Origin of the sequence: Cupriavidus sp. UYPR2.512 (assembly GCF_000379565.1) — a bacterium.
Taxonomy (GTDB): domain Bacteria; phylum Pseudomonadota; class Gammaproteobacteria; order Burkholderiales; family Burkholderiaceae; genus Cupriavidus.
On the sequence record NZ_KB903153.1, the window covers coordinates 16155 to 40638 of the forward strand.

Annotated in this window: 20 protein-coding genes, 1 tRNA gene and 1 pseudogene; 8 read left to right on the forward strand and 14 right to left on the reverse strand. The window is 66.8% G+C overall.

From position 1 onward, the window contains the following. Positions 1-154 precede the first annotated feature (154 nt). Positions 155-1984, forward strand: coding sequence for an ABC transporter ATP-binding protein (locus tag A3A5_RS0126105; RefSeq protein WP_026201140.1), 1830 nt, complete (start codon positions 155-157; stop codon positions 1982-1984). 53 nt (positions 1985-2037) lie between these two features. Here the strand turns inward: A3A5_RS0126105 and parC are convergent, their stop codons facing one another. The 3 genes from parC to A3A5_RS0126120 form a co-directional block, all read right to left on the reverse strand. Beyond that, positions 2038-4380: a DNA topoisomerase IV subunit A gene (gene parC / locus A3A5_RS0126110; RefSeq protein ID WP_018313421.1), complete on the reverse strand. Its 2343-nt coding sequence runs from the start codon at positions 4378-4380 to the stop codon at positions 2038-2040. Positions 4381-4452: 72 nt separating this feature from the next. After that, positions 4453-5250: a lytic transglycosylase domain-containing protein gene (locus A3A5_RS0126115; RefSeq protein ID WP_018313422.1), complete on the reverse strand. Its 798-nt coding sequence runs from the start codon at positions 5248-5250 to the stop codon at positions 4453-4455. Positions 5251-5366: 116 nt separating this feature from the next. Beyond that, positions 5367-7358, reverse strand: coding sequence for a DNA topoisomerase IV subunit B (locus A3A5_RS0126120; RefSeq protein WP_018313423.1), 1992 nt, complete (start codon positions 7356-7358; stop codon positions 5367-5369). A gap of 347 nt (positions 7359-7705) precedes the next feature. Here A3A5_RS0126120 and A3A5_RS0126125 point away from each other — a divergent pair, with 347 nt between their 5' ends. Together A3A5_RS0126125 and A3A5_RS44180 are read left to right on the forward strand one after the other, a co-directional pair. Then, complete coding sequence (locus A3A5_RS0126125; RefSeq protein WP_026201141.1) at positions 7706-8917, forward strand: MFS transporter; 1212 nt, start codon at positions 7706-7708, stop codon at positions 8915-8917. Beyond that, complete coding sequence (locus A3A5_RS44180) at positions 8917-9057, forward strand: hypothetical protein (RefSeq protein ID WP_018313425.1); 141 nt, start codon at positions 8917-8919, stop codon at positions 9055-9057. Before A3A5_RS0126125 ends, A3A5_RS44180 begins: the two co-directional genes overlap by 1 nt. Positions 9058-9059: 2 nt before the next feature. Here the strand turns inward: A3A5_RS44180 and A3A5_RS0126135 are convergent, their stop codons facing one another. Continuing rightward, positions 9060-10991: an ATP-binding cassette domain-containing protein gene (locus tag A3A5_RS0126135; RefSeq protein WP_018313426.1), complete on the reverse strand. Its 1932-nt coding sequence runs from the start codon at positions 10989-10991 to the stop codon at positions 9060-9062. 338 nt (positions 10992-11329) lie between these two features. Between A3A5_RS0126135 and A3A5_RS0126140 the strand changes: the two genes are divergently transcribed. Continuing rightward, positions 11330-12508, forward strand: a complete 1179-nt coding sequence (locus tag A3A5_RS0126140; protein ID WP_026201142.1) for a benzoate/H(+) symporter BenE family transporter — start codon at positions 11330-11332, stop codon at positions 12506-12508. A gap of 17 nt (positions 12509-12525) precedes the next feature. Here the strand turns inward: A3A5_RS0126140 and A3A5_RS0126145 are convergent, their stop codons facing one another. Next, a complete protein-coding gene (locus tag A3A5_RS0126145; RefSeq protein ID WP_018313428.1) occupies positions 12526-13035 on the reverse strand; it encodes a hypothetical protein in 510 nt (169 codons plus the stop codon). A gap of 266 nt (positions 13036-13301) precedes the next feature. Here A3A5_RS0126145 and A3A5_RS0126150 point away from each other — a divergent pair, with 266 nt between their 5' ends. Together A3A5_RS0126150 and A3A5_RS45120 are read left to right on the forward strand one after the other, a co-directional pair. Further along, positions 13302-13634: a multidrug efflux SMR transporter gene (locus tag A3A5_RS0126150; protein ID WP_018313429.1), complete on the forward strand. Its 333-nt coding sequence runs from the start codon at positions 13302-13304 to the stop codon at positions 13632-13634. A 48-nt stretch (positions 13635-13682) separates the two neighbouring features. Then, positions 13683-13823: pseudogene (locus A3A5_RS45120) on the forward strand (transcriptional regulator); the annotation flags it as partial. Positions 13824-13850: 27 nt separating this feature from the next. Here A3A5_RS45120 and A3A5_RS0126160 read toward each other — a convergent pair. From A3A5_RS0126160 to A3A5_RS0126190, 6 genes are all read right to left on the reverse strand, one after another. Then, on the reverse strand, positions 13851-14087 hold the full coding sequence (locus tag A3A5_RS0126160; RefSeq protein ID WP_018313431.1) for a hypothetical protein: 237 nt from the start codon (positions 14085-14087) through the stop codon (positions 13851-13853). Between the two features lie 32 nt (positions 14088-14119). After that, entirely contained in the window at positions 14120-14329 is a 210-nt protein-coding gene (locus tag A3A5_RS0126165; protein WP_018313432.1) for a hypothetical protein, read from the reverse strand. 84 nt (positions 14330-14413) lie between these two features. After that, entirely contained in the window at positions 14414-15142 is a 729-nt protein-coding gene (locus A3A5_RS0126170) for a polysaccharide deacetylase family protein (protein WP_018313433.1), read from the reverse strand. 18 nt (positions 15143-15160) lie between these two features. Next, positions 15161-16333: a glycosyltransferase family 4 protein gene (locus A3A5_RS0126175; protein WP_081623992.1), complete on the reverse strand. Its 1173-nt coding sequence runs from the start codon at positions 16331-16333 to the stop codon at positions 15161-15163. 455 nt (positions 16334-16788) lie between these two features. Then, positions 16789-16863 (reverse strand) — tRNA-Arg (locus A3A5_RS0126180). 327 nt (positions 16864-17190) lie between these two features. Beyond that, positions 17191-17682, reverse strand: coding sequence for a lecithin retinol acyltransferase family protein (locus A3A5_RS0126190; RefSeq protein WP_018313436.1), 492 nt, complete (start codon positions 17680-17682; stop codon positions 17191-17193). A gap of 398 nt (positions 17683-18080) precedes the next feature. Here A3A5_RS0126190 and A3A5_RS39380 point away from each other — a divergent pair, with 398 nt between their 5' ends. Both A3A5_RS39380 and A3A5_RS0126200 read left to right on the forward strand, forming a co-directional pair. Continuing rightward, complete coding sequence (locus A3A5_RS39380; protein ID WP_232431462.1) at positions 18081-18446, forward strand: hypothetical protein; 366 nt, start codon at positions 18081-18083, stop codon at positions 18444-18446. Between the two features lie 63 nt (positions 18447-18509). Continuing rightward, complete coding sequence (locus A3A5_RS0126200) at positions 18510-19286, forward strand: PP2C family serine/threonine-protein phosphatase (RefSeq protein WP_018313438.1); 777 nt, start codon at positions 18510-18512, stop codon at positions 19284-19286. 26 nt (positions 19287-19312) lie between these two features. Here A3A5_RS0126200 and A3A5_RS0126205 read toward each other — a convergent pair whose 3' ends face one another. Genes A3A5_RS0126205 through A3A5_RS0126215 form a run of 3 tightly spaced genes read right to left on the reverse strand, consistent with a single transcriptional unit; the run spans position 19313 to position 24478 of the window. Next, positions 19313-20629, reverse strand: coding sequence for a sigma-54-dependent Fis family transcriptional regulator (locus tag A3A5_RS0126205; RefSeq protein WP_018313439.1), 1317 nt, complete (start codon positions 20627-20629; stop codon positions 19313-19315). After that, on the reverse strand, positions 20626-23745 hold the full coding sequence (locus A3A5_RS0126210; RefSeq protein ID WP_018313440.1) for a peptidase domain-containing ABC transporter: 3120 nt from the start codon (positions 23743-23745) through the stop codon (positions 20626-20628). The genes A3A5_RS0126205 and A3A5_RS0126210 overlap by 4 nt, the downstream gene beginning before the upstream one ends. Then, a complete protein-coding gene (locus tag A3A5_RS0126215) occupies positions 23726-24478 on the reverse strand; it encodes a peptidylprolyl isomerase (protein ID WP_018313441.1) in 753 nt (250 codons plus the stop codon). The genes A3A5_RS0126210 and A3A5_RS0126215 overlap by 20 nt, the downstream gene beginning before the upstream one ends. Positions 24479-24484: the final 6 nt, after the last annotated feature.

The following is a 24484-nucleotide window of genomic DNA, read 5'->3' on the forward strand; positions in this document are numbered from 1 at the left end:
CATTTTCCGCACTGCGGTTCAGACGATGCCCCGCCGCTGGCGGGGCTTTTCCATTGTGCAAGGCGCGTATCATGTTGTGTCTGATCCGCCGCACGCGCGCCCCCAACATCCCACGAAGACGCCGGGGGCACGCCGTGCACAACGGGAATCCGCCATGTTGCGTCGCCTGGAAAGACTGATCGACCCCTTCCGGGGCATGCCCGACCACGAGCCGCCCGGCCAGGTCTGGCGCTTCTATGCCTGGTACCTGCGCGAAGTCTGGGGCGTGTTCGCGCTGCTGTTGCTGGTGGGCCTGGTCGGCGCGCTGATCGAGGTGGCGCTGTTCAGCTTCCTCGGCCGGCTGGTCGACATGGCCCAGACCACGCCCGGCGCGGAGTTCTTCAGCCGGCATCGCAATGAACTGCTGTGGATGGCGGTGGTGGCGCTGCTGCTGCGCCCGGTCTTCTTCGGCCTGCACGACGTGCTGGTGCACCAGGTCATCAACCCCGGCCTGGCCAACCTGATCCGCTGGCAGAACCACCGCTATGTGCTCAAGCAAAGCCTGTCGTTCTTCCAGAACGACTTTGCCGGACGCATCGCGCAGCGCATCATGCAGACCGGCTTCTCGCTGCGCGACTCGGCCGTGCAGGCAGTGGACGCGATCTGGCACGTGGTGATCTATGCGGTCAGCGCGCTGGTGCTGTTCGCGCAGGCCGACTGGCGGCTGATGATCCCGCTGCTGCTGTGGATCGTCTGCTATATGGCTGCCCTGCTCAATTTCGTGCCGCGCGTGAAGCAGCGCTCGGTGGTGGCCACGGAATCGCGTTCCCGGCTGATGGGACGCATCGTCGACGGCTACACCAATATCACCACGCTCAAGCTGTTCGCCCATACCCGGCACGAGGAAGACTACGCGCGCGACGCCATGGCCGATCAGACCGACAAGGCGCGCCTGGCCGGACGCATGGTGAGCAGCATGGACCTCACCATCACCGCCATGAACGGCGCGCTGATCGCCGGCACCACCGGCCTGGCGCTGTGGCTGTGGAGCGAGGGCCATGTCACCACCGGCGCGATTGCGCTCACCACCGGGCTGGTGATCCGCATCAACAATATGTCGGGCTGGATCATGTGGGTGGTCAACGGCATCTTCGAGAATGTCGGCCAGGTGCAGGACGGCATGAAGACGATTGCCGTGCCGCGCGTGGTGACCGACCGCGCCGACTCGAAGCCGTTGCGCGTCACCCATGGCGAGGTCCGCTTCGAGCAGGTGGGATTCCACTACGGCAAGGGCTCAGGCGTCATCGAAGGCGTGGACCTGACAGTGCGTCCTGGCGAGAAGATCGGGCTGGTTGGTCCCTCGGGCGCCGGCAAGTCGACGCTGGTCAACCTGCTGCTGCGCCTCTACGACGTCGAGCGCGGCCGCATCCTGATCGACGGCCAGGACATCGCCGCGGTCACGCAGGAAAGCCTGCGCGCACAGATCGGCATGGTCACGCAGGACACCTCGCTGCTGCACCGCTCGATCCGCGACAACCTGCGCTACGGCAAGCCCGCCAGCACCGAGGCTGAACTGGCCGAAGCCCTGCACCGCGCCCGCGCCGACGAATTCACCCCGCACCTGATCGACGCCCACGGCAATACCGGGCTGGAGGCGCAGGTCGGCGAGCGCGGCGTGAAGCTGTCAGGCGGCCAGCGCCAGCGCATTGCCATCGCGCGCGTGCTGCTCAAGAACGCGCCGATCCTGATTCTGGACGAAGCGACCTCCGCGCTGGATTCGGAAGTGGAAGCAGCGATCCAGGAAAGCCTGGAAACGCTGATGCAGGGCAAGACGGTGATCGCCATCGCGCACCGGCTGTCGACGATTGCGCGCATGGACCGGCTGGTCGTGCTGGACAACGGCCATATCGTGGAAAGCGGCACGCACGCGCAATTGCTGGCGCACGGCGGGCTGTATGCGCGGCTGTGGGCGCACCAGACGGGGGGATTTGTGGGGGTGGATTGAGGCGGCGGTTTTCTCCCCTCTCCCATAAATGGGAGAGGGGAGAAAACACGGAATCAGTTTCCGCTAGCCGGCGGCTGCACCCGCACCGGATCGATCCTCGGCTCCTTCAGCTTCGCCTCGATCGGCTTGCCCTTGCGAGCGCGCTTGCCGACATACGGCAGCAGCGACTGCCCCGCCAGCTTCTGCGACGACGGCTTGCCGCCGCGGCCCGCGCCCGACAGCACCAGCCCCGGTGCGCCCACGGCAACCGCCTGCAGCAGCTTCTCCTTGGGTTCCAGCTCCATCAGGATCACGCCGCGCCCGCCTGCGGACAGCACCTTCACTTCATCGAGCGCCACCAGCAGCAAGCGGCCGTTGCCGGACAGGCAGGCCGCATGAGTTGCCTCGTCGCCCAGCGGCGCCGGCACCAGCGGCGAGTCACCGTCATCGAGCGTCAGGAACGACTTGCCGCCCTTCTGCCGGCTGATCATGTCGCCCACCCTGGTCTGGAAGCCGTTGCCGCCTGCGGTGGCAATCAGCATGCGCTGCTCGGCAGCGCCCGCGAAGGTATGCGCGACCTGGCTGCCGGACTGCAGCTCGATCAGCGTGGTGATGGGCACCCCGTCGCCGCGCCCGCCGGGCAGGCTGGCGACCGGCACGGAATAGACCCGGCCGTTGGTGCCGAAGGCCAGCAGCACGTCGACGGTGCGGCATTCGAAGGTGCCGTAGAGCGCGTCGCCGGCCTTGAAGGTGAACTGCTGCGCATCGTGGCCATGGCCCTGGCGCGTGCGCACCCAGCCCTTCTGCGACATCACCACCGTCACCGGCTCGTCGACCACGCGCACTTCGGCCGCGGCGCGGCGTTCCTCCTGGATCAGGGTGCGGCGCGGGTCCTTGTCTTCCGGGCTGTACTGCCTGGCGTCGGTCTCGATCTCCTTGATGATGCGGCGGCGCATCATGGTCTCGGACTTGAGCAGCACGTCCAGGTCGGCCTGTTCTTCGCGCAGCTCCTTGAGCTCCTTCTCGATCTTGATCGACTCGAGGCGAGCCAGCTGGCGCAGGCGGATTTCCAGGATGTCCTCGGCCTGGCGGTCGCTCAGGCCAAAGGCCTCGATCAGCGCCGGCTTGGGCTCGTCGCTCTCGCGGATGATGCGGATCACCTCGTCGATATTGAGCAGCACCAGCATCCGGCCTTCGAGGATATGGATACGGTCCTCGACCTTGCCCAGGCGGTGGCGCGTGCGGCGCGTGACGGTGTCGAAGCGGAACGCGATCCACTCTGACAGGATCTCGCGCAGGCCCTTCTGGCGCGGGCGCCCGTCGGTGCCGATCATCACCAGGTTGATCGGCGCGCCAGACTCCAGGCTGGTATGCGCCAGCAGCGTATGGATGAACTCCTGCTGGCCGACGTTCTTGCTCTTGGGCTCGAACACCAGCCGCACCGGCGCATCCTTGCCCGATTCGTCACGCACCGCATCCAGCACTGCCAGTACGGTGGCCTTGAGCTGCTGCTGGTCCTGCGTCAGCGCCTTCTTGCCGGTCTTGACCTTGGGGTTGGTGATTTCCTCGATCTCTTCCAGCACCTTCTGCGCCGAGGTGTTGGGCGGCAGCTCGGTCACCACCAGCTGCCACTGGCCGCGCGCCATCTCCTCGATGGTCCAGCGCGCGCGCACCTTCAGGCTGCCGCGGCCGCCCTCATAGATCTGGGCGATATCGGACGCCGGCGAGATGATCTGGCCACCGCCCGGATAGTCCGGCCCCGGCATCAGCGCCAGCAGTTCGGCCAGCGTGATATTGGGGTTGCGGATCATCGCCACGGTGGCCGCGGCGACTTCACGCAGGTTGTGCGGCGCGATCTCGGTCGCCATGCCCACCGCGATGCCCGAGGCGCCGTTGAGCAGCACGAACGGCAGCCGTGCCGGCAACAGCCTGGGCTCCTGCATCGAGCCGTCGTAGTTGGGGGCGAAATCGACCGTGCCTTCGTCGATCTCATCGAGCAGCAGCCGCGAGATCGGCGTGAGGCGCGCTTCGGTGTAGCGCATCGCCGCCGCGCCGTCGCCATCGCGCGAGCCGAAGTTGCCCTGGCCGTCGATCAGCGGGTAGCGCAGCGAGAAGTCCTGCGCCAGGCGCACCAGCGCGTCATAGGCGGACTGGTCGCCATGCGGGTGAAACTTGCCCAGCACATCGCCGACCACGCGCGCGGACTTGACCGGCTTGGCGTCGGCGCGCAGGCCCATCTCGTGCATCGCGAACAGGATGCGCCGCTGCACCGGCTTCTGGCCGTCGGCCACCTCGGGCAGCGCGCGGCCCTTGACCACGCTGACGGCGTAGTCCAGGTAGGCGCGCTCGGCGTAGCGCGCCAGCGTCAGCGAATCGGCCGGCTCTTCAGGTTGAAACGTGATGTCTTGTTGTTCCATGGGTAGGCAAGAATTCGGCGCGCCATGTTGAACTGCCGGCGCGCCGGGTTGCTTGTTGTTCGGGTATGCCGGTCAGGGCATGGCGCGACGCCCGCCGATGACCATCTTCACGCGCGGGCCGTCCGCGCTGGCGCTGGCGCGCTTGAGCACCGCGCCCTGCTGCGGCTGGTACAGCCGGTAGAACTGCAGCACGGTGCTGACATACTGCTGGGTCTCCGGGTAAGGCGGAATGCGGTTGTTGTAGCGCTGCACCGCGCCCTCGCCGGCGTTATAGGCAGCCAGCACCAGCTCCAGGTTGTTCGGGAACAGCTGCATCAGCCAGCTCAGGTAGCGCACGCCCGCGGTGATATTGGTGCGTGGATCGGCCAGCTTCTGCCCGACGGTGCGGCGCGCATCAGCGCTCACGCCAAAGCGCGCGCCGGTGTCGGGGATCACCTGCATCAGGCCGATCGCGCCCTTGGGCGACACCGCGCCCGGGTTGAAGCCCGACTCCACCGCCATCACCGCCTTGACCAGCGCGGGATCGACATCCTGCTTGCCGGCGATCTGGTGGATCAGCGGCTCGACGGTCTTGATATTGGGATGGTTGACGACGTAGCGGTACAGCTTGTGCTGCTCAAGGTCGATGTCCGCGCCTGCTGCCGCCTGCGACTGCCGCGCCGCCAGGCGCCCGGTATCCAGCTTGCCGCCGTCCTTCATGAACAGCTTGTAGCGCGCGTCGAGCTTCTGGTCGGCAAAGTGCGCCACGCCGTCGGCATCGATAAAGCCCCACAGCTCGGCATGCGCCGCCGGCACGAAGGCGAGCCCGGCCAGCGCCACGACGGCTGCCGCCGCCTTGCGCCATGGTTTGCCGGGAGTTCTCGTCGTCATCGTGGGTTCCGGATTGCTGTCAGTTGGCGACCATCGGGAGCGACGGCCAGGGGAGAGTGGGGATTATCTACCCAATCCCCGGCCGACGCTTACCGTCCGGGTGCCGCTCACTTCCCTCAGATATCGGCCTCGACCTCGTTGCCCTTCTCTTCCAGCCAGCTGCGGCGCTGTGCGGCCTCGCCCTTGCCCATCAGCATATTCATCATCTCGACGGTCTGCGGCAGGTCGTATTCGCCCAGCGACACGGGCAGCAAGCGCCGCGTGTCGGGGTTCATGGTGGTTTCCCAGAGCTGCTCGGCGCTCATTTCGCCCAGGCCCTTGAAGCGGGAAATCTGCCATGAGTTTTCCTTGACGCCGTCCTTGAGCAGCTTGTCCTGGATGGCCAACAGCTCGCCTTCGTCCAGCGCGTACAGCTTCTGCGCCGGCTTCTTGCCGCGCGCGGGCGCGTCGACGCGGAACAGCGGCGGACGCGCCACACAGACATTGCCGGTATCGATCAGCTTGGGGAAGTGCCGGAAGAACAACGTCAGCAGCAGCACCTGGATATGCGCGCCGTCCACGTCCGCGTCGGACAGGATGCAGATCTTGCCGTAGCGCAGATTGGACAGGTCGGGCTCGTCGTTGGCGCCGTGCGGGTCCACGCCGATCGCCACGGCGATGTCGTGCACTTCGTTGTTGGCAAAGAGGCGGTCGCGCTCGGTCTCCCAGGTGTTGAGCACCTTGCCGCGCAGCGGCAGGATGGCCTGGAACTCCTTGTCGCGGCCCATCTTGGCCGAGCCGCCGGCGGAGTCGCCCTCAACCAGGAACAGTTCGTTGCGGGTCACGTCAGTGGACTCGCAGTCGGTCAGCTTGCCGGGCAGCACGGCCACGCCGGAGCCCTTCTTTTTCTCGACCTTCTGCGCCGCGCGCGTGCGCGCCTGGGCCTGGCGGATCACCAGCTCGGCCAGCTTCTTGCCGTACTCGACATGGTGGTTCAGCCACAGCTCCAGCGCCGGGCGGCTGAAGGTGGACACCAGCCGCACCGCGTCGCGGCTGTTCAGGCGTTCCTTGATCTGGCCCTGGAACTGCGGGTCCAGCACCTTGGCCGAGAGCACGAACGAGGCGCGCGCGAACACGTCTTCGCTCATCAGCTTGACGCCCTTGGGCTGCAGCGCGTGCATCTCGATAAAGCTCTTGACCGCCTGGAACAGCCCTTCGCGCAGGCCGGATTCATGCGTGCCGCCGGCCGGCGTGGGGATCAGGTTGACGTAGGACTCGCGCACCGGCGCGCCGTCTTCGGTCCAGGCCACCACCCAGGAGGCGCCTTCGCCATCGGCAAAGCCTTCCTCGCTCGGGTTGGCGTCGGGGTCGGCGAAATGCTCGCCCTCGAACATCGGGATCACCAGCTCGGCGCCGCTGCCCTGGGCCAGCGCCTCGACCAGATAGCCCTTCAGGCCCTGGTCGTACTGCCAGGTCTGGCGCTCGCCGGTCTTCTCGGTCACCAGTGTGACCTTGACCCCCGGCAGCAGCACCGCCTTGCTGCGCAGCAGGCGCTGCAGCTCGGCCAGCGGGATCGCGGCCGAGTCGAAATACTTGGCATCCGGCCATACCTGCACGCGGGTGCCGCTCTTCTTCTCGCCACGCTCGATCTTGCGCGAGGCCAGCGGCACGGTCACGTCGCCGCCGGAGAAGGTCAGCGTCGAGCACATGCTGTCGCGCCACACGGTCACGTCCAGCTGCGTCGACAAGGCATTGGTCACCGACACGCCCACGCCGTGCAGGCCGCCCGAGAAGGCATAGGCACCGCCCTTGCCCTTGTCGAACTTGCCGCCGGCGTGCAGCCGGGTGAAGACGATCTCGACCACTGGCACGCCTTCTTCCGGGTGGACGCCCACCGGGATGCCGCGGCCGTCGTCCTCCACGCTGAGGCTGCCGTCGCGATGCAGGGTCACCAGGATCTCGGAGCCGTGGCCGCCGAGGGCCTCATCCGAGGCGTTGTCGATCACCTCCTGCACGATATGCAGGGGGTTGTCGGTCCGGGTGTACATGCCGGGGCGCTGCTTGACCGGCTCCAGGCCCTTCAGGACCCGGATGGAAGATTCGCTGTACTGACTGGTTTTGCTCGCCATGGAGTCGCTACGAAAGTGAGGTTCCCGGCTGCCACGAGGCGCACAACTGTGCACGCGCCGGGGCACCGGGCACTGCATTGTAATGGAAGCGGGCGACGGCAATCCCGCCAAAAAGGCGCTCGCCCTGCCAGCCCGCGCCGGCGCCCGGTTTGCCGGGCGGCCGCCACTTTTTGCCAGGGCGACGGCAACGCGGGCGGCGCAGTACGCGTTTTCCCGAGCCAGAGTAAACTCGCCACCACCCGGCCCCGGCAAGCCTGATTGCCGTCCCGGCACGGACAACAACAAGCACACACAATCCCTGTCGGCGCCGCCCCACCCGGCGGGACTGCCGCACATCGAGCCAAGACATGCAGAACCGACAACTCTCCCTGACCACCGTACTTGTGTGCGGCGGGCTGCTCGTGACGCTTTCGATGGGCATCCGGCACGGCTTCGGCCTGTTCAACCTGCCGATCACGCAGGCCCACGGCTGGAACCGCGAGACCTTCGCCTTTGCCCTGGCGCTGCAGAACCTGATGTGGGGCGCCAGCCAGCCCTTTGCCGGGGCGCTGGCCGACAAGTTCGGCGCGCTGCGCATCATGCTGGCTGGCGTGGCGCTGTACGTGGCCGGGCTGGTGGTGATGGCACTGGCCACCAGCGGCACCGCCTTTGCCACCGGTGCCGGCGTGATGATCGGCATCGCCCAGTCCGGCACCACCTACAGCATCGTCTACGGCGTGATCGGGCGCGTGGCCAGCCCCGAGAAGCGGGTCTGGGCCATGGGCATCGCCGCCGCGGCCGGCTCGTTCGGCCAGTTCCTGATGATTCCGGTGGAGCAGGGGCTGATCTCCGGCCTGGGCTGGCAGAACGCGCTGTACGTGATGGCGCTGATGGCCTGCGTGATGCTGCCACTGACACTGACGCTGCGCGAGCCGCGCGAAGCGGCCCACACCGGCGGCCATCACCAGACCATCGGCCAGGCCGTCCACGAAGCCTTCGGCAACCGCAACTTCCAGCTGCTGACGCTGGGCTACTTCGTGTGTGGCTTCCAGGTGGTGTTTATCGGCGTGCACCTGGCGCCGTACCTGAAGGACCAGGGCCTGACCGACCCGAAAGTCGCTGTCGTGGCCCTGGCGCTGATCGGGCTGTTCAATGTATTCGGCACCTATACCGCGGGCGCGCTGGGCCAGCGCCTGCCCAAGCGCTACCTGCTGTCCGCCATCTACGTGACGCGCTCGGTGGTGATCGCCGGCTACCTGCTGCTGCCGCTGACGGTGGCCAGCACCTGGGTGTTCGCGGCGCTGATGGGCTTCCTGTGGCTGTCCACGGTGCCGCTGACCAACGGCATCATCGCCCAGGTGTTCGGCGTGAAATACCTGTCGATGCTGTCGGGCGTGGTGTTCTTCTCGCACCAGATCGGCAGCTTCCTCGGTGCCTGGCTGGGCGGCTACCTCTATGACCGCACCGGCGGCTACAACACGGTGTGGCTGATCTCGATCGCGCTGGGCGTGGTGGCCGCGCTGGTGAACCTGCCGATCCGCGAGCAGGCTCTGGTGCGCGCGCAGCCGGCGGCCGCGTGATGACAGCGGCCCGCGTCCGCGTGGCGCAGGCAGCCGGGCTGGCGGTGCTGGCCGGGCTGCTGGCGCTTGGGTTCGTGGGTTACCTGCGGCCGGGGTTCATGGTCGACCTGACCAATATGGTGCTGGCCTGGTGCGGGTGAGATTACGCCCCCTCGCCCTTCGACTTCGCCTCCAGCACTTCCCAGCGCTCCAGCGCTTCCAGCAGTTCCATCTCGATCTCGTCATGCCGCGTGGCCAGCAGCGCGGCCTTGGCCGCATCGCTGACGTAGAGCGAGCCGTCTTCCAGCTGCGCCGAGATTGTCTTCTGCTCGGTTTCCAGCGCGGCGATGCGCTCCGGCAGGCCGTCCAGCTCGCGCTGCTCCTTGTACGACAGCTTGACGGTCCGGTTGGCGCCGCGCGCCTCGCGTGAGTCCTTGCCCCGGGCCGGCTCCGCCGCCTTCTGTTCCGGCCTGCGCGCCGCCTGCAGCGCCGCGCTGCGGGCCGACTGCTCGACCCAGTCGGAATACCCGCCCACCGATTCGCGCCACACGCCATCGCCTTCGGCGGCCAGGGTCGAGGTCACCACGTTGTCCAGGAAGGCCCGGTCGTGCGAGACCAGGAACACGGTGCCGCTGTAGTCCTGCAGCAGTTCTTCCAGCAGTTCCAGCGTGTCGATGTCAAGGTCGTTGGTCGGCTCGTCCAGCACCAGCACATTGGCCGGGCGCGCAAACAGGCGCGCCAGCAGCAGCCGGTTGCGCTCGCCGCCAGACAGCGACTTGACCGGCGAACGCGCGCGTTCCGGCGCAAACAGGAAGTCGCCCAGGTAGCTCATCACATGCTTGCGCTGGCCGTTGACCTCGACCCAGTCGCTGCCCGGGCTGATGGTGTCCGCCAGGGACTTCTCCAGGTCCAGCGCGGTGCGCATCTGGTCGAAGTACGCCACCTGCAGGTTGCTGCCATTGCGCACGGTGCCGCTGTCCGGCGCCAGTTCGCCCAGGATCAGCCGCAGCAGCGTGGTCTTGCCGGCGCCGTTGGGGCCGATCAGGCCGACCTTGTCGCCGCGCATGATGGTGGCGGTGAAGTCGCGCACCACTACCTTGTCGCCATAGGCCTTGCTGACGTCGGTCAGCTCCGACACGATCTTGCCGGAGCGGTCGGCCTGCGACACTTCCAGCTTGACGTTGCCCTGGACTTCACGGCGCGCGGCGCGCTCGTTGCGCATCGCCACCAGGCGCTGGATGCGCGACACACTGCGCGTGCGGCGCGCCTCCACCCCCTTGCGGATCCACACCTCTTCCTGCGCCAGCAGCTTGTCGAACTTGGCCTGCTCGACCTGCTCGGCGGCCAGCATCTCTTCCTTGCGCGCCTGGTAGGCGGCGAAGTTGCCGGGGAAGGACACCAGCCGGCCGCGGTCCAGTTCGATGATGCGCGTGGCCACGCGGTCCAGGAAGGCGCGGTCGTGGGTAATCAGCAGCACGCTGCCGCGGAAGCCCAGCAGCAGGTCTTCCAGCCAGCGGATCGCTTCTACGTCGAGGTGGTTGGTGGGCTCGTCCAGCAGCAGGATGTCGGGCTCGGCCACCAGCGCCTGCGCCAGCGCCACGCGTTTCTGCAGGCCGCCGGACAGTGCCTCGACGCGCGTGTGCGAATCCAGCCCCAGGCGCGCCAGCGTGGTTTCCACGCGGGTGCGCAGTTGCCAGGCGCCGGCGGCGTCGAGCTCGGACTGCAGCCGGTGCAATTCGGCCAGCGCGGCTTCGTCGTCATGGTTCTCGGCCACGCGGTCGGCGGCGGCCTCGTAGCGCACCAGCAGGTCGTGCGCATCGCCCATGCCCTGGGAGACGGCGTCGAACACGGTGATCCCCGCTTCGAACTGCGGCTCCTGCGGCACGTAGGCGCTGGTCACGCCGCTCTGCCGCGCGATCAGCCCGTCGTCCGGCGCCGACAACCCCGCCACGATTTTCAGCAGCGAGGACTTGCCCGAGCCGTTGCGCCCGATCAACCCCACGCGCTCGCCGGCCTCCAGCGAAAAATCGGTGTGATCGAGCAGGGCCACGTGCCCGAAGGCAAGCTGGGCGTCGGTAATGGAAAACAGGGCCATGGGAGAAAGACGAGACGACGAGAGAAAGGAGGGACGGCCAGGCAGCCAGGGCTGGCGTGGCACGGCAGCCCGCATTGTAGACGACCGGGGCCAGGCCAAGGCCGGCCCCAAAAAAGAAGGGCCCGCGCACTGCGGGCCCAAGAGTCTCTCCTCGGTGCCCTGCTCGCAAGGCACGAAGCCAGCATAACAACGCCCCCCCGCCCGCTCCAGTCGGAAAAGTCCGTAAGGGAAAGCCCCGTCAACCGCGATTTCGGGACGCCGCCGCGGCAAATTGGTACGGCCAAGGCACCCATGCGAAGATGTCGGCCGTGCCAATGCGCTTGCCGCCGCCCCTTCCGATGACCACCGCTTCACTGAAATTGTCCGACCTGTCTGTGTCCGCGCTCGTCGCCGGGCTGGTCGCCACGCTCACCGGCTATACCAGTTCGCTGGTGCTGATGATCCAGGCCGGCCATGCCGCCCACCTGACCGATGCCCAGATCTCGTCCTGGATCTGGGCGCTGTCGATGGGAATGGGGATCACCACCATCGGCCTGTCGCTGGCGCTGCGCGTGCCGATCGTGGTGGCCTGGTCCACCCCCGGCGCCGCGCTGCTGATCGCCAGCCTGCCCGGCGTGCCCTACGCGCAAGCCATCGGCGCCTTCCTGCTGGCCGGGCTGATGATGGCCGCCGCCGGCATGACCGGCTGGTTCGACAAGCTGATGCGCGCCCTGCCGGCCAGCATCGCCTCTGCTCTGCTGGCCGGCATCCTGTTTCGCATCAGCGTGGATGTGTTCGTGCAGGCGCAGCACCAGACCGTGCTGTTGCTGGCGATGTTCGCCGCCTACCTGCTCGGGCGGCGGCTGTGGCCGGCCTATGCGGTGCCAGGGGCGCTGCTGACCGGGGCGGTGATCGCCGGCGTGCTCGGCCAGCTAGATTTCTCGGGCGTGCGGCTGGAGTTGGCGGTGCCGGTGTGGACCACGCCGGCGTTCTCGCTGTCGGCCTTTGTCAGCATGGCGGTTCCGCTGTTCATCGTGGCGCTGGCCTCGCAGAACATCCCCGGGCTGGCCGTGCTGCAAGCCGACGGCTACCACGTGCCGGCCTCGCGCCTGATCTCGATCACCGGCCTGGCCTCGGCCGTGCTGGCGCCGTTCGGCTCGCACGGCGTCAACCTGGCGGCGATCACCGCGGCCATCTGCACCGGCCCGCAGGCAGACCCCGACCGCAACCGCCGCTATACCGCGGCCGTGGTCTGCGGCGTGGGCTACCTGGTCGCGGGCACGCTGGCCGCCAGCATCGCGGCGCTGTTTGCGGCCTTTCCGCAAGCGCTGGTGGTGGGCGTGACCGCGTTCGCGCTGATGGGCTCGATCGCCAACGGCCTGACCGTGGCCATGCAAATCCCGGCCGAGCGCGAAGCCGCGCTGCTGACCTTCATGATCACGGCGTCCGGCATGACCCTGGCGGGTGTCGGCTCTGCGTTCTGGGGCGTGGTGGGCGGCATGCTGGCGTTCCACGTGCTGCGCCAGCGCGCTGCCTGAGCATCGCCCTTCCGGGGTCAGAGCATCAGGAAAGCCACGTCCGCGTAGCCGATATCATCTGGCGACACGCCCCTGCGGCGCTGGAACAAGACATGCTGCAGCACGCGGTCGCGGTGCGCCGCGAAGATTTCCGGATCCAGGTTCAACGCCACGCGCGCGTAGTGCTCGGCCATCAGCTTGTAGACGCGATGGCGCACCTGCAGCATCTCGTTCGCCGCCTGGAGCCGGCTCATTTCCCCCATATGGTCGTCGTCCAGCTGACGCATGCTGACTACCACCCGGGCATGCATGCCCCGGTAGCGATCGACCTCCGCATGGGCCTTGCGCAACTCTTCGCGCAGCGACCGCACTTCCTGCAACAGCTTCAGGTTGTGCTGCACGCCGCGTTGGATGCGCGAGGCCTCTTCCAGTGCGTGGTCCGCCGCGGCGATGGTGTCCTGCCACGGATTCGCGTCCGGCGCGGGCTCCCCATCCCCGGACTGCGAAGACGTCCAGGCGGCCGTGCCGTCGATGCCATTGTGATGCATACCGCTCCCCTTACCCCATGCCCGCCGCCGGCATCGTGAGGTTCGTGCCGGCTTGGTCGGGCTAACTACCGCGACTGTCTTGTAAGACTTTTCTTGTGCCGCGGGCCGGCCGTGCGCCCGCTTGTTTTGGTCTTTATAGCCACATTCAATCCCTCATTGCCGCTTTGCACAACCACCGCAAGGGAGGGACGCGGCTTTGGCGCAACATGCCGGGGCGCTAAGATGCCGGCTTCGGCCCGTTTCGGGCCACCCACTTGTGCGCTTCCATGAACGGATACCTGCTGCTCGCCCTCGCCATCGTCGCCGAAGTCATCGCCACCAGCAGCCTGAAGGCGTCGCAAGGCTTTACGCGGCTGGTTCCCAGCGTGCTGGTCGTGACCGGCTATGTGGCGGCGTTCTATTTGCTGATGGTAGTCATGCGGACAGTGCCAGTGGGGATCGCCTATGCGATCTGGAGCGGGGCCGGGATCGTGCTGGTGTCGCTGATTGCGGTGGTGCTGTACCGGCAGGTGCCGGACCTGGCGGCTTGCGCTGGGATTGGTCTGATTGTTGCCGGCGTCGCCGTCATTCAGCTGTTTTCGAAGACGAGCGCGCATTGATCGTGGGTATGCCCGGCGGTTGATCAACACTCACCACTGTTGCCGCAGCAACCGTACCTGGGTAACCTCAACCGCGTATATGAAGTGCTTAATGGCAAGCGCGCCCTGAGTCTGGCCATGATCCGGCGGCTGCATCGTGACCTGAAGATTCCTGCGAACGTACTGATCGCCGAGCGCAGTGCGGCGTGAGCACTGGCAGAGCCGATGGTGCGCGTGCTAGCCAAAGCGCGCATCGATCTGCTTCCTGGCCCAGTCCGAGGCATGCTGCCATGCCTCGCCTTCGCTGAAGAACTGGCCCGGAACAAGATGGTGATCGAAGACTTTAAGCGGCGCTCCATCTGCCGCTTTCGCGCAGATGGTCACCTCACCTTGCCAGGGCCCGCCAACGCCAGGAGACGTTGCCGATGCTTCATACCAGTGGTCGCGGTAATACGTGAACCCTTGGAGATCCATGTCTTTCTCCACCAGGGAGAGTTCAGGAAGTGTCAGTCGTTGGCGTCGCCTGAAGTGGCTTGGTCAATCTCCCGTTTCGCGGACGCATAGGCGTTGTCAATTGCGACCGATTCCGAAGGGGCAAGCGCCCCGGTGTTGTGCCGGTGTCCGTGACCGCGGATGCCATATGACCAGTCCCACTGGCCGCTCGCGTCCTTTTTGGCCTGGATTGAGATCTCCCGGCCTTTGTATTTCAGTTCCATGGCGAGCTCTCCGGAGTTTGGTGGATTGATGTGCAAGGGACTATGCCCCTCGGCGCGGCTAGTCCACAGTAACGCACCCGGAGGTCAGTCGCCCCGCCGCCGCTTGTCCTCATGACGCGTCAGGCATTTCTGCAGGAAGCGGAACAGGTTGGTACCGCAATGCACATGGACACGCGGCAGGCCAAAAGGGTTGTCATCGGCACGCGCCAGCCCGCGCTGCGTCAGCGTGGCGTTGTCGTAGCCAGCCTCGCGCACCATTTCCCGGTGCGCCGCCTGCTGTTCGCCATAAGGGTAGCAAAACGCCGTGACCGGCATCGCCACCAAGTCCTCCAGCGCTGCCTTGGAGGTTTCAATCTGCTGGCGGGCTTGCGCCGGCGGCAATGCGGGCAGGTGCACGTGGTCGACCGTATGGGCGCCGACCTCATGGCCGAGGCGAGCCCATTCCCGCACCTCTTCGGCGTTCATCAGCGGAGCAGGCGGCACGCCTTGGCTGGCGTCCCAGACATTGCTGCCGTCGATCTGGCCGGACACAAAGTAATTGGTGGCACTAAAGCCGAACTCTGCCAGGACGGGCAGCGCATACCGGTGGACATTGCGGAAGCCGTCGTCAAAGGTAATCCCGAACACTTTGCCGGCTGACTCGCCCCGAATATAGGGCATGAGTTCGCGCATCGAGAGGCCGCGATAGCCCAGCCGGCGCATCCAGGCGATCTGCTGGCGGAACTGCGCGGGACTGACGGTCAGGCCACGAAACGGCGTGCCATGGGGCGGCACGCTGTCAATCTGGTGATAGGTCAGGATCGGGATCGGCATGTCGTACGAGGTGCGCGGTTACTGGCTGGGGCTCTGGGTCAGCGCTGCTGGCAGGGGTTGAGGCCGCGCTCCCCGCTCGAGAACTGCCTGGTACACGGCGAGTGTGCCGGCGACGAAGGTATCCATGCCAAAGTACGTCCGACTCTTTAACCGGGCAGCCTCACCCATCCCGGCCAGCCGATCGGGGGCTGAAAGGATTTGCTCCAGCCGCGCCCGCAGTGCCGCGATGTTGGCGCACGGCACCACCCAGCCGTCTTGCCCATCGGTCACGTTCTCGGGCAGGCCGCCGGCATCGGAAACCAGTACCGGCAGGCCCATCGCCATCGCCTCGCGGCAGGCAAACGACAACGTCTCGCTTCGCGACAGCACAAAGGCGGCGTGCCCTGCCCCGAGGGTGGGACGAACATCGTCCAGCAAGCCCGTAAAAATGACCTGATCGCCGAGCCCCAGCGCCGCGACCTTCCCGGTCATGCATGGCAAGGGCGCTTCGCCAGCCAGGATCACGCGTACACCGCTACGCAAGTGGGCGGGCAACTGCGCGACAGCTTCCAGCAGGTCCGTCCAACCCTTTTCATAATGGGTGCCCGCGGTACTGACGAAGACCGTGCATGCCGAGCCGGCACCGAAGTATCGCGCCCGCAGCGCATCGGCCTGCGCCGGCGCCGGCGGTGCAAAGTGATCCATGTTGATGCCATGGGACACGGTGGTCACCGGCACGCGGCTGTACGGGGAGGTGCGCAGCTTCCGGGCGACATAGTCGCTGACCGCAATCACATGATGGGTACCAAGCCACGCGCGCAGCCAGTTGCCGGCACTGTTGCTGCGGTGATCGTTGTGTTTTGTATAGACAATGCGCGGCCGGCGCAAGGCAACCAGGCGCACGAGCATGACCAGCTTGTGGTCGGCTGAACCGTTGACATGAACGATATCGAAGCGCCCAAGGCTGATGAGCCGCCAGAGCGTCCACAACTCGCGCAGCCAGCGCAGGCCCCGCGGCGCATAATCGACCGCCGCCACCTCGACGTCTGCCCGGCCGCTGGCGAGCCGGAACAGACGGCTGGTCCGCGGAGCCGCCACCGTCACTTCATGCGACGGCGCCAGACCTGCCAGCAGGTTGATGACATAGGTATCGTGCCCGCCACCGTTTCCACGGTGGAAGTTCGTGAACAGCACCCGCAATTTCTCCTCCATCTCTGGGAGCTCTCTTGTTGTCAGAGCATGCCTCGATCATTACAGATAATTACAAGGCAGCCCATAGGGGTTGGCCCAAACTCCCAACAGAGGACGCGATTTTGTAAGTTTTGGCAGCTATTTGTGCCGAAAAATAGGCAAAACCCTCACGGCGCTCAAGGAGTGGGTGCCGTTGCCTTTGCACACTGACTGGCCTCTGCGACCGATGTAAGATTCCGTAACGTATTGAGAACAGTTCTCGTTGACCAGGTCCGTGCGGGGAAAGCGAGCGGACGAAACCTACTGGTGAGAGCACGCCAAGTCCCCGCCTCGCGCAGCGACAGTTTGGTCAGGTACTTCGATTTTTGCCGCGAAATAAAGGGAACCGTGTGGAACCGGGACCTGCCGGGCAGCAAAACGACCGAGAACCTTTGTGCGGCGATGCTTTAAGGAATTCGAGGGGATAGTTCTATCTGTGGTCCCGCCGACAGGAATCGAACCTGTATCTAGCGCTTAGGAGGCGCTCGTTCTATCCATTGAACTACGGCGAGGGACAGGACTGTCAGGATCGGGAACCACGGGCGCGGTGATCCTGGAGACGGCCCGGAGTATATCAAAATCCGCACCTGCCCGGTTCGCCGCCGGTGGCGGCCCCGTCCCGGCGGCCTCGCCCGGCAAGGCGGCCGGACGACGGCAGGCGCGTCGGCCGGCCCGCATGGCGCAGGGGGCGGCGCCCCGGCCGGTGGCGGCCGCGGGCGCAACTGGCGGCGGCCGTGGCGCAACTGCGGTGGCAGGCTTGTCCGCGCAGGTTGCAGCGCAGTTCCCAGTCGATCAGTCCGGACATGGCAGGCTCCTTGATTCGGTGATGGCCGCGCGTTTCAGGCGAGGCTCAGGCCCAGGTTCAGGCCGCCCAGTTGGGCTTGCAGCAGCGCGCCCAGCAGCAGCCAGCCGATGTGCAGCGCGGCGCGCGGGCGGCGCACGCATGCTTCCACCTGTTCGCTGCGGCTTTCGCCGGACAGGCACCAGGAGCAGAAATGCTCACAATTGTTGGTCAGCAAGTGGTAGGCGTTTTCGCCCACGCGGGAACGGGCGCGTTCGACGGCCTGGCGCCCGGCGAAGCGGGCGCAGGGTTCCGGCCTGACGGCGATGCCGAAACCGGCGGCGAAGGCTTCGAGGGTAGTTTCTTCAACCGGCGCGGCTTGCAGGGAGTAGGCGAAACCGGCGTAGTGGATGACGCGGCCGGCGCCGGCATAGATCCCATGATGGGCGTAGCCGCGGCGTTCGGTGACCAGGTGGGCGCCGAGCGGCAGCGGGTCGGCGAAACGATCGTCGCTGCAGGTAGCGCGTTCTTGTTGTTCCTGGATATTCATGGCTGGCCTCGGTCTGTCTGGTTGCTGCAGGCATTGCTGCTTCATGCCACACCAACCGCATCAACCATGCCAATGCCCGGGAGGCACGACAGGACAATGGTCTGGCGGGAATCCGAGGGTTTTGGAGGGGATGGACTGTCGGCTGGCAGCCAACCGCACGGCGGCCGATCTGTTGGCTGGCAGCCACCATTCGCCGCCGCGCCGCGAGGCTTGGGCGGGCTGGCCGGAGGGGTCGCGCGATGCGTACGCTGTGGTGGGTGCATCCCGACACTGGCTGGCCGGGGTGTCGGGTCCAAGCCAACGTGGCTGGCCTGCCGGCGTGCGCCCCGTTGTCCCTACCCCGCCCTGCAGCCCGCGCCAGCCTTGGTTTCCAGTCGCCCGCCTGCCGCGCCGAGGCCGTGGCACGCGCCTTGCTCCATACCGGTACCGCCCCCGGCGCCACGCCCCATCCACCGGAGACCGATCATGGCCACCCTTGCAATCAACGACCTCGCCAGCTGCCGCGAACTTGCCCCCGCCGCCGCGTGCGCGGCGCCGGCGGGCAGTGGGTGTTCGGTTGGATCCGCCCGTTCGTGCCCTCGTCGCCGCTGCCACTCGGGACAGTGATCAACTTTTACGAGATCAACTACAGCTTCTATGCTGATCAGATGAACAACCAGTTCCAGAACATCGATATCCGCAACAACGCGCCAAACGCCAATATCAATGTCCAGGGCGACCAGGGCGCGAGGAACGACGGCCGGCTTGATCTGATGCTGATCTGAGCGCCAGCGCGGCCGTGGCAGCGCCCCGGCTGGTCCGGGGCTTCACGCGGACCGGAGACAAGATTGGGTTTCGACTCGCACTTCCAGTGGACCTCGGCCGCATGCACGGACGTCGGGCGCGTGCGCGATCGCAACGAGGACGCTTGCCTGGACCTGCCCGGCCAGGACCTGTGGGCGGTGGCCGACGGCATGGGCGGCCATGCCGTGGGGGACTTCGCCAGCCAGGCGGTGGTCCAGGCGCTGGCTACGCTGCCGCCGCAGCCCCGGCTGGAAGACCGGGTCGACGCCACGCGCGCGGCGTTGCAGGGCGTGAACCTGGCGCTGGTCGATGAGGCAGCGCGCCTGGGCGTGCGCTGCATCGGCAGCACGGTGGTAGTGCTGCTGGCGGGCGACCGCCGTTGCGCCTACGTGTGGGCCGGCGACAGCCGCTTGTACCGGCTGCGTGGCGGCCAGTTCGCCCGCCTCACGCGCGACCACAACCAGGTCGAGCGCCTGCTGGCGCGCGGGCTGATCACCCCGGAAGAAGCGCGCCACCATCCCGCGCAGAACACCATTACACGCGCCGTCGGCGCGGCCCCGACGCTGGCGCCGGAGCAGCTGCTGACCGAGGTGGCCGATGGCGACGTCTACCTGCTGTGCAGCGATGGCCTGAGCAACGAGGTCGACGATGACGACATCGCGGCGGTGCTGGCGCAGCAGGACGTTGCGCAGGCCGCGCCGACGCTGGTGCAGATGGCACTTGATGCCGGCGGCCGCGACAACGTGTCGGTGGTGGTGCTCCGTGCGGCGGACCCCTACGGCTCTGACAGGACGCTGGTCAATCCCGAGCTGGACGCCTGAAGGCACGACCGCCGGCAGCCTCCCCCCTACCCCTTGCCGCCTTCGGCCTGCCGGTTGGCGCGGAAATCCTTAGAGTGGATGCCGTGCTTCTTCAGCAGCATCTGCAGGTGCGAGCGGTTCATGTCGAAGCGCCGCGCCAGTTCGGCGACGGTGCCGCCGACTTCCTGCAAGCCCCGTTCGAGGAAGGCCCGCTCGGCCTCGTCGCTGGCGGCGCGCTTGGCCTCGCTCAGCGACGTCGCCATGGTGATGTCCGCGGCTGCCGTGCCCGCGCCGACCACCGCCAGCGCGGCGGGCCTGGGCCGGATGTCCTGCGGCAGGTGGGCCAGGTCGGCGGTGTCGCCGGCCAGGCAGCTCAGCCGGTACAGCAGGTTGCGCAGCTCGCGGATATTGCCAGGGTAGTCGTAGTGCAGCAGGAAGTCGCGCAGCCGCGGGGTCAGCTTAAGCGGGCGCCGCTTGAGCATGCCGGCGGCCTCGTCACTGAAGTACGACACCAGCAGCGGGATCTCGTCGCGCCGCTCGCGCAGGGACGGCAGGCTGACGTGGATCACGCTCAGGCGGTAGAACAGGTCCTCGCGGAAGGTGCCGGCCTGGCTCATGCGGCGCAGGTCCTTGTTGGTGGCCGCGACGATGCGCGTATCGACCGAGATCGCCTCGTCCGAGCCCACGCGCTGGATCTCGTGCGCCTCCAGCACGCGCAGCAGCTTGACCTGGCCGGTCAGCGGCAGCTCGCCGATCTCGTCCAGGAAGATGGTGCCAGTATGCGCGCTCTCGAACTTGCCGCGGCGGTCGTTGCTGGCGCCGGTGAAGGCGCCCTTCTTGTGGCCGAACAGCTCGGATTCGAGCAGGCTGTCGGGAATAGCGCCGCAGTTGACCGAGATAAACGGCTTGTCGGTGCGTGAGCCATTGGCATGGATCACCTTGGCCATCAGCTCCTTGCCGGTGCCGCTCTCGCCATCGATCAGCACCGGCAGATCGGTCGGCGCCGCCTTCTCGGCAATCTCCAGTGCCTCCAGCAACTTGGGGTTGTCGCCGAAGGTCCCTTCGAAAATAAAGCTGCGCTCCACCAGCGCCTGCCGGCGCTCGCGCGGCATGCGCTCGACTTCTTCCTGCGGCGGGGCGGCCTCGGCCGAGGCCGCCTGCACGAAGCGCTCCTTGTGCGACAGCCCCATCACCTCGTCGCGCAGCGTGGTGGCCTGCTTGAGCAGCTTCTCGATCTCCGGCCGGTCGAGCCGCGACGACCAGCGCAGCGTGGAGCGCAGGATCTCGATCTTCTCGATCAGGCCGGCGAACGACACCGGCGAGGTGGCCGAGGCGGGGGTGGCACCCTGGTTGTATAGCTTCATGCGGCACTCAGTTGCTTCTGCACCAGTTGGAAATACATGCCCTTGCGCTCGATCAGCTCTTCGTGCCGGCCCTGCTCGACGATGGCGCCTTCATACAGCACCAGGATCTTGTCGGCCTGCATGATGGTGCTGAGCCGGTGCGCGATGATGACCGCGGTGCGCCCGCGAAGGATCTCCTGCATATTGGCCAGGATGTTGCTCTCTGACTGCGTGTCGAGTGCCGAGGTGGCCTCGTCGAACACCAGCAGGCGCGGGTCGTGGTATAGCGCGCGGGCAATGCACAGGCGCTGGATCTGCCCGCCCGAAAGCCCGATGCCGCGCTCGCCCACCACCTGCTCGTAGCCCAGCGGCAGCTTGCTGATAAAGGCGTGGGCGTCGGCCATGCGCGCCACCTCCTCGATGCGGCGCCGGTCCGGGCTGTCGTCGCCGCAGGCGATGTTCTCGGCAATGGTCCCCGAGAACAGCAAGTTGGACTGCATCACATAGCCCACCTGCGCGCGGTAGAACGCCGCGTCGATCACGTTCAGGTCGTAGCCGTCCACCGTCATCGCGCCCTCGGTCGGCTTGTAGAAGCCCACCAGCAGCTTGGCCAGCGTGGTCTTGCCGGAGCCGCTGCGCCCGACGATGGCCACCATCTCGCCGGGGCGGATGGCGAAGCTGATGTTCTCCAGCACATAGGGCGTGTCTTCGCCGCCGTAGCGGAAGTACAGGTCCTTCATCACGATCTCGCCCTGCAGGTCAGGCAGCATCACGCGCGACAGCACGTCCTGCGGCTTCTGCTCGGGCTCCAGGTCGAGCACGTCGCCCAGGCGCTCCATCGCCACGCCGGCGTCGTTGAGCTGGCCCCACAACGCCACCAGCCCCATCAGCGGCGCCAGCACGCTGCCCATGAAGGCGTTGAAGGCGATCAGCTGGCCGATGGTGAGCTCGCGCTCCAGCACCAGCGTCGCCCCCGCCCACAGCACCGCGATGGTGGTGGCGGCGTTGAGCAGCTGGCTCACCAGCCCCACCAGGATATGGAAGGCCTGCGCCCGGTATTGCGCGTCCAGCGCCTTGGCGTACTTGCGCTCCCAGCGTAGCCGCACCGGGCGCTCGATGCCCATGCCCTTGACGGTCTCGGCGCCGCCCAGCGTCTCCATCAGGTAGGCCTTGGCATCGGTCGATGCCGCAAACACCTCGCGCGCATAGGTCTTGACCTTGGGCGTCACCACCACCGTCAGCGCCGCGATCGGGATCACGAAGGCGATCAGCAGCAGGGTCAGCTTGACGTTGTAGAGGAACATGATGGTGAAGTAGATAAACACCATCAGCAGGTTCAGCGCCGTGGTCACCGTCGACTCGGTCAGGAAGGCGCGGATGGTCTGGTTCTCCTGGAAGCGTGCGAAGATGTCGCCGGTCTTGCGCTTGGCAAAGAACGACAGCGGCAACGACAGCGTGTGCATGAAGAACTGCGACATCATGGCGAAGTCCATGTTGCGCACCATGAAGTTCGCCAGGTAGGCGCGGATGGTCGCCATCAGCTGCGAGAACACGCTGGAGATGATCAGCCCCACGATCAGCAGGTGCAGCAGCCCCACGTTCTGGTGCACCACCACGCCGTCCAGGATGTTCTGGATGATCAGCGGCGGCACCACCCCCAGCATCTGGATCACGAAGGTGGCCAGGAACAGGTGCGCCAGGATCTTCCTGTACGGTGCCAGGTAGCCGATAAAGCGCAGCCACGGCGAGCGCGACACCGACAGCTGGGTCATGCTCTCGCCCGGCCTGAACAGCAGGCAGGTGCCGCTCCAGCCGCGCTCGAACTCCTCCGCGCTCATCTTGCGGAAGCCGATGGCCGGGTCGGCCACCCACACCCAGCGCGACGAGATCCCGTACACCACCACGTAGTGGTAGCCCTCCCAGTGCACGATAAAGGGCAGCTCGAAGCCCATCAGCGAATCGCGCGTGCACTGCACCCCGCGCGTGGTGAAGCCGAGCGATTCGCCGGCGCGCGCCAGGCTGTCGAGCGTGGCGCCCTGCGTGGTCACGTTGGCCAGTTCGCGCAACTTGCCCAGCGTCATCGGGATGCCGTAGTGCCGGCAGATCATCGCCAGGCAGGCCGCGCCGCAATCCATCTCCTCGGCCTGCTCCACCAGCGCGAAGCGGCGGATCAGCTTCTCGCCCAACTCCGGTTTGGAATGCAGGTCCAGCAGCACCGGGCGCTTGCGCCGTTCGGCCAGCTTCTTCTGGCGATGCAGCTCGCGGTCCAGCACGCGGATGCGCTCTTCCAGCACCTCGCGCAGGCGCGGGTTGCGCTCCAGGATCAGCTGCACCGTCTTCTCAGGGATCACCAGCAGGCGCACGTCGGTTTCTGCAATGGCCGAGGCCAGCTGCTCCTGCCGCAACACGCAGGCGCGCTCGCCGAAGATGTCGCCCTGCCCCAGCGTGGCCAGCGGGAACTCGCTGCCCTCCTCGCTGCGCACGATGCGCACCGTGCCCTGGCGCACCACATAGAGGCGGCGGTCCTCGCGCCCGTCCTGCTTCAGGATCTCCTTGCCGCCCGCCACGCGCTTGACGCCGACGCTGCGCACGGCGTCTTCCAGCTCCTGCTTGTCGAGCTTGCCGCGCAGGTCGAAGAGCCGCGCGACAAAGCCGCCGGCCGAACTGATCGCGACATAGCTAGTGATAAACGCAAGCGCCGCCGGGTTGCCGGCCACCACCGGCTCGCCCACGCTGCGCGGGATCATCAGCAGCTCGGTCTTGCCCGAGGCGCGCACCGACGACTCATGCCGGTAGTCGCGCAGCAGCGCGATATCGGCAAAGACCTCGCCGGCCTTGCGCACGCCCATGCTCATTTCCTTGCCGTGCTCCTCGTTGAACACGCGCACCGAGCCGGACTTGACGATAAACAGGCCCGGGGCCGCTTCGCCGGCATTGCAGACGGTGTCGCCAAAACCGAAGGTCAGTACCTGCGCGGCTTCCGCCAGGCGTGCCAGCTCCTGCGGCGTCAGCACCGACAGGATCTCGACGGAGGCAAGAAAGGCGGCCAGCGCCGATCCTGCCTCCGGCGTGTCCGGGGCAGCCGCGGCGGCGCGATCACCGGCCTGGCCGGACTCGCTAGCGGGCTTCGATGACATGTTCCTGCGCCCTGGCCATCAGCCAGTCTTCGCGCAGCAGGCGGCGCACTTCCACCGCCACCTCGCTGTCGAGCGTGGCCGGGTGCTTGCTGCGCACCAGGAAGACCTCGAAGAAGGAACGGTCCGCCGCCGGGAACGGCCCCAGCAGGTCGCCCGGCTCGGCGTTGAAGACCTTGGCCTCGATATCGGTCTTGAGCGAGCCGCGCAGCACCTTGCCGATCTCGCCACCGCGCTCGCGCGTGTCGGCAATGGAATGCTCGCGCGCCATCTCGGCGAAGGCATCCGGATCATCCTGCAGGTACGAGATCAGCTCCTTGGCCTTGCCCTCGCTGTCGACCACGATATGGCTGACCTCGATGCTGTCGAAGCGCGGCGAGTTGAGCGCAAAGTACGCCTGCACCGCGGCCTCGCTGCAGACCTGCTCCATCATCCGCTCCTGGTAGAGGCTGTCGGTGACAAAGGCCTCGAACTCATCCAGGCTGATGTTCAGCGCATCCAGGTAGTGGTTCATGTCGGCAGCGCGATGCAGGCCCTGCACGCGGCGGAACTGGTCCGCGCGTTCCTGGATCTCCTCGGGCGTGACCACCATGCCTTGCCGCTTCGCCGCGTGCACCGTCAGTTTGTCGCGCACGATCTGCTCGATCAGCCCTTCGAACTGCCCGGTCAGCTTGAGCAGCCGCACGAACTCCTCGACGCCGAGCACCTCGTCGTCGATACGCACAATGCCAGTCATTTTCTC

Coding starts and splice junctions, on each gene's coding strand:
- A3A5_RS0126105 (WP_026201140.1), top strand. CDS start 155: ATGTTGCGTCGCCTGGAAAGACTGATCGACCCCTTCCGGGGCATGCCC.
- parC (WP_018313421.1), bottom strand. CDS start 4,380: ATGGAACAACAAGACATCACGTTTCAACCTGAAGAGCCGGCCGATTCG.
- A3A5_RS0126115 (WP_018313422.1), bottom strand. CDS start 5,250: ATGACGACGAGAACTCCCGGCAAACCATGGCGCAAGGCGGCGGCAGCC.
- A3A5_RS0126120 (WP_018313423.1), bottom strand. CDS start 7,358: ATGGCGAGCAAAACCAGTCAGTACAGCGAATCTTCCATCCGGGTCCTG.
- A3A5_RS0126125 (WP_026201141.1), top strand. CDS start 7,706: ATGCAGAACCGACAACTCTCCCTGACCACCGTACTTGTGTGCGGCGGG.
- A3A5_RS44180 (WP_018313425.1), top strand. CDS start 8,917: ATGACAGCGGCCCGCGTCCGCGTGGCGCAGGCAGCCGGGCTGGCGGTG.
- A3A5_RS0126135 (WP_018313426.1), bottom strand. CDS start 10,991: ATGGCCCTGTTTTCCATTACCGACGCCCAGCTTGCCTTCGGGCACGTG.
- A3A5_RS0126140 (WP_026201142.1), top strand. CDS start 11,330: ATGACCACCGCTTCACTGAAATTGTCCGACCTGTCTGTGTCCGCGCTC.
- A3A5_RS0126145 (WP_018313428.1), bottom strand. CDS start 13,035: ATGCATCACAATGGCATCGACGGCACGGCCGCCTGGACGTCTTCGCAG.
- A3A5_RS0126150 (WP_018313429.1), top strand. CDS start 13,302: ATGAACGGATACCTGCTGCTCGCCCTCGCCATCGTCGCCGAAGTCATC.
- A3A5_RS0126160 (WP_018313431.1), bottom strand. CDS start 14,087: ATGGATCTCCAAGGGTTCACGTATTACCGCGACCACTGGTATGAAGCA.
- A3A5_RS0126165 (WP_018313432.1), bottom strand. CDS start 14,329: ATGGAACTGAAATACAAAGGCCGGGAGATCTCAATCCAGGCCAAAAAG.
- A3A5_RS0126170 (WP_018313433.1), bottom strand. CDS start 15,142: ATGCCGATCCCGATCCTGACCTATCACCAGATTGACAGCGTGCCGCCC.
- A3A5_RS0126175 (WP_081623992.1), bottom strand. CDS start 16,333: ATGGAGGAGAAATTGCGGGTGCTGTTCACGAACTTCCACCGTGGAAAC.
- A3A5_RS0126190 (WP_018313436.1), bottom strand. CDS start 17,682: ATGAATATCCAGGAACAACAAGAACGCGCTACCTGCAGCGACGATCGT.
- A3A5_RS0126205 (WP_018313439.1), bottom strand. CDS start 20,629: ATGAAGCTATACAACCAGGGTGCCACCCCCGCCTCGGCCACCTCGCCG.
- A3A5_RS0126210 (WP_018313440.1), bottom strand. CDS start 23,745: ATGTCATCGAAGCCCGCTAGCGAGTCCGGCCAGGCCGGTGATCGCGCC.
- A3A5_RS0126215 (WP_018313441.1), bottom strand. CDS start 24,478: ATGACTGGCATTGTGCGTATCGACGACGAGGTGCTCGGCGTCGAGGAG.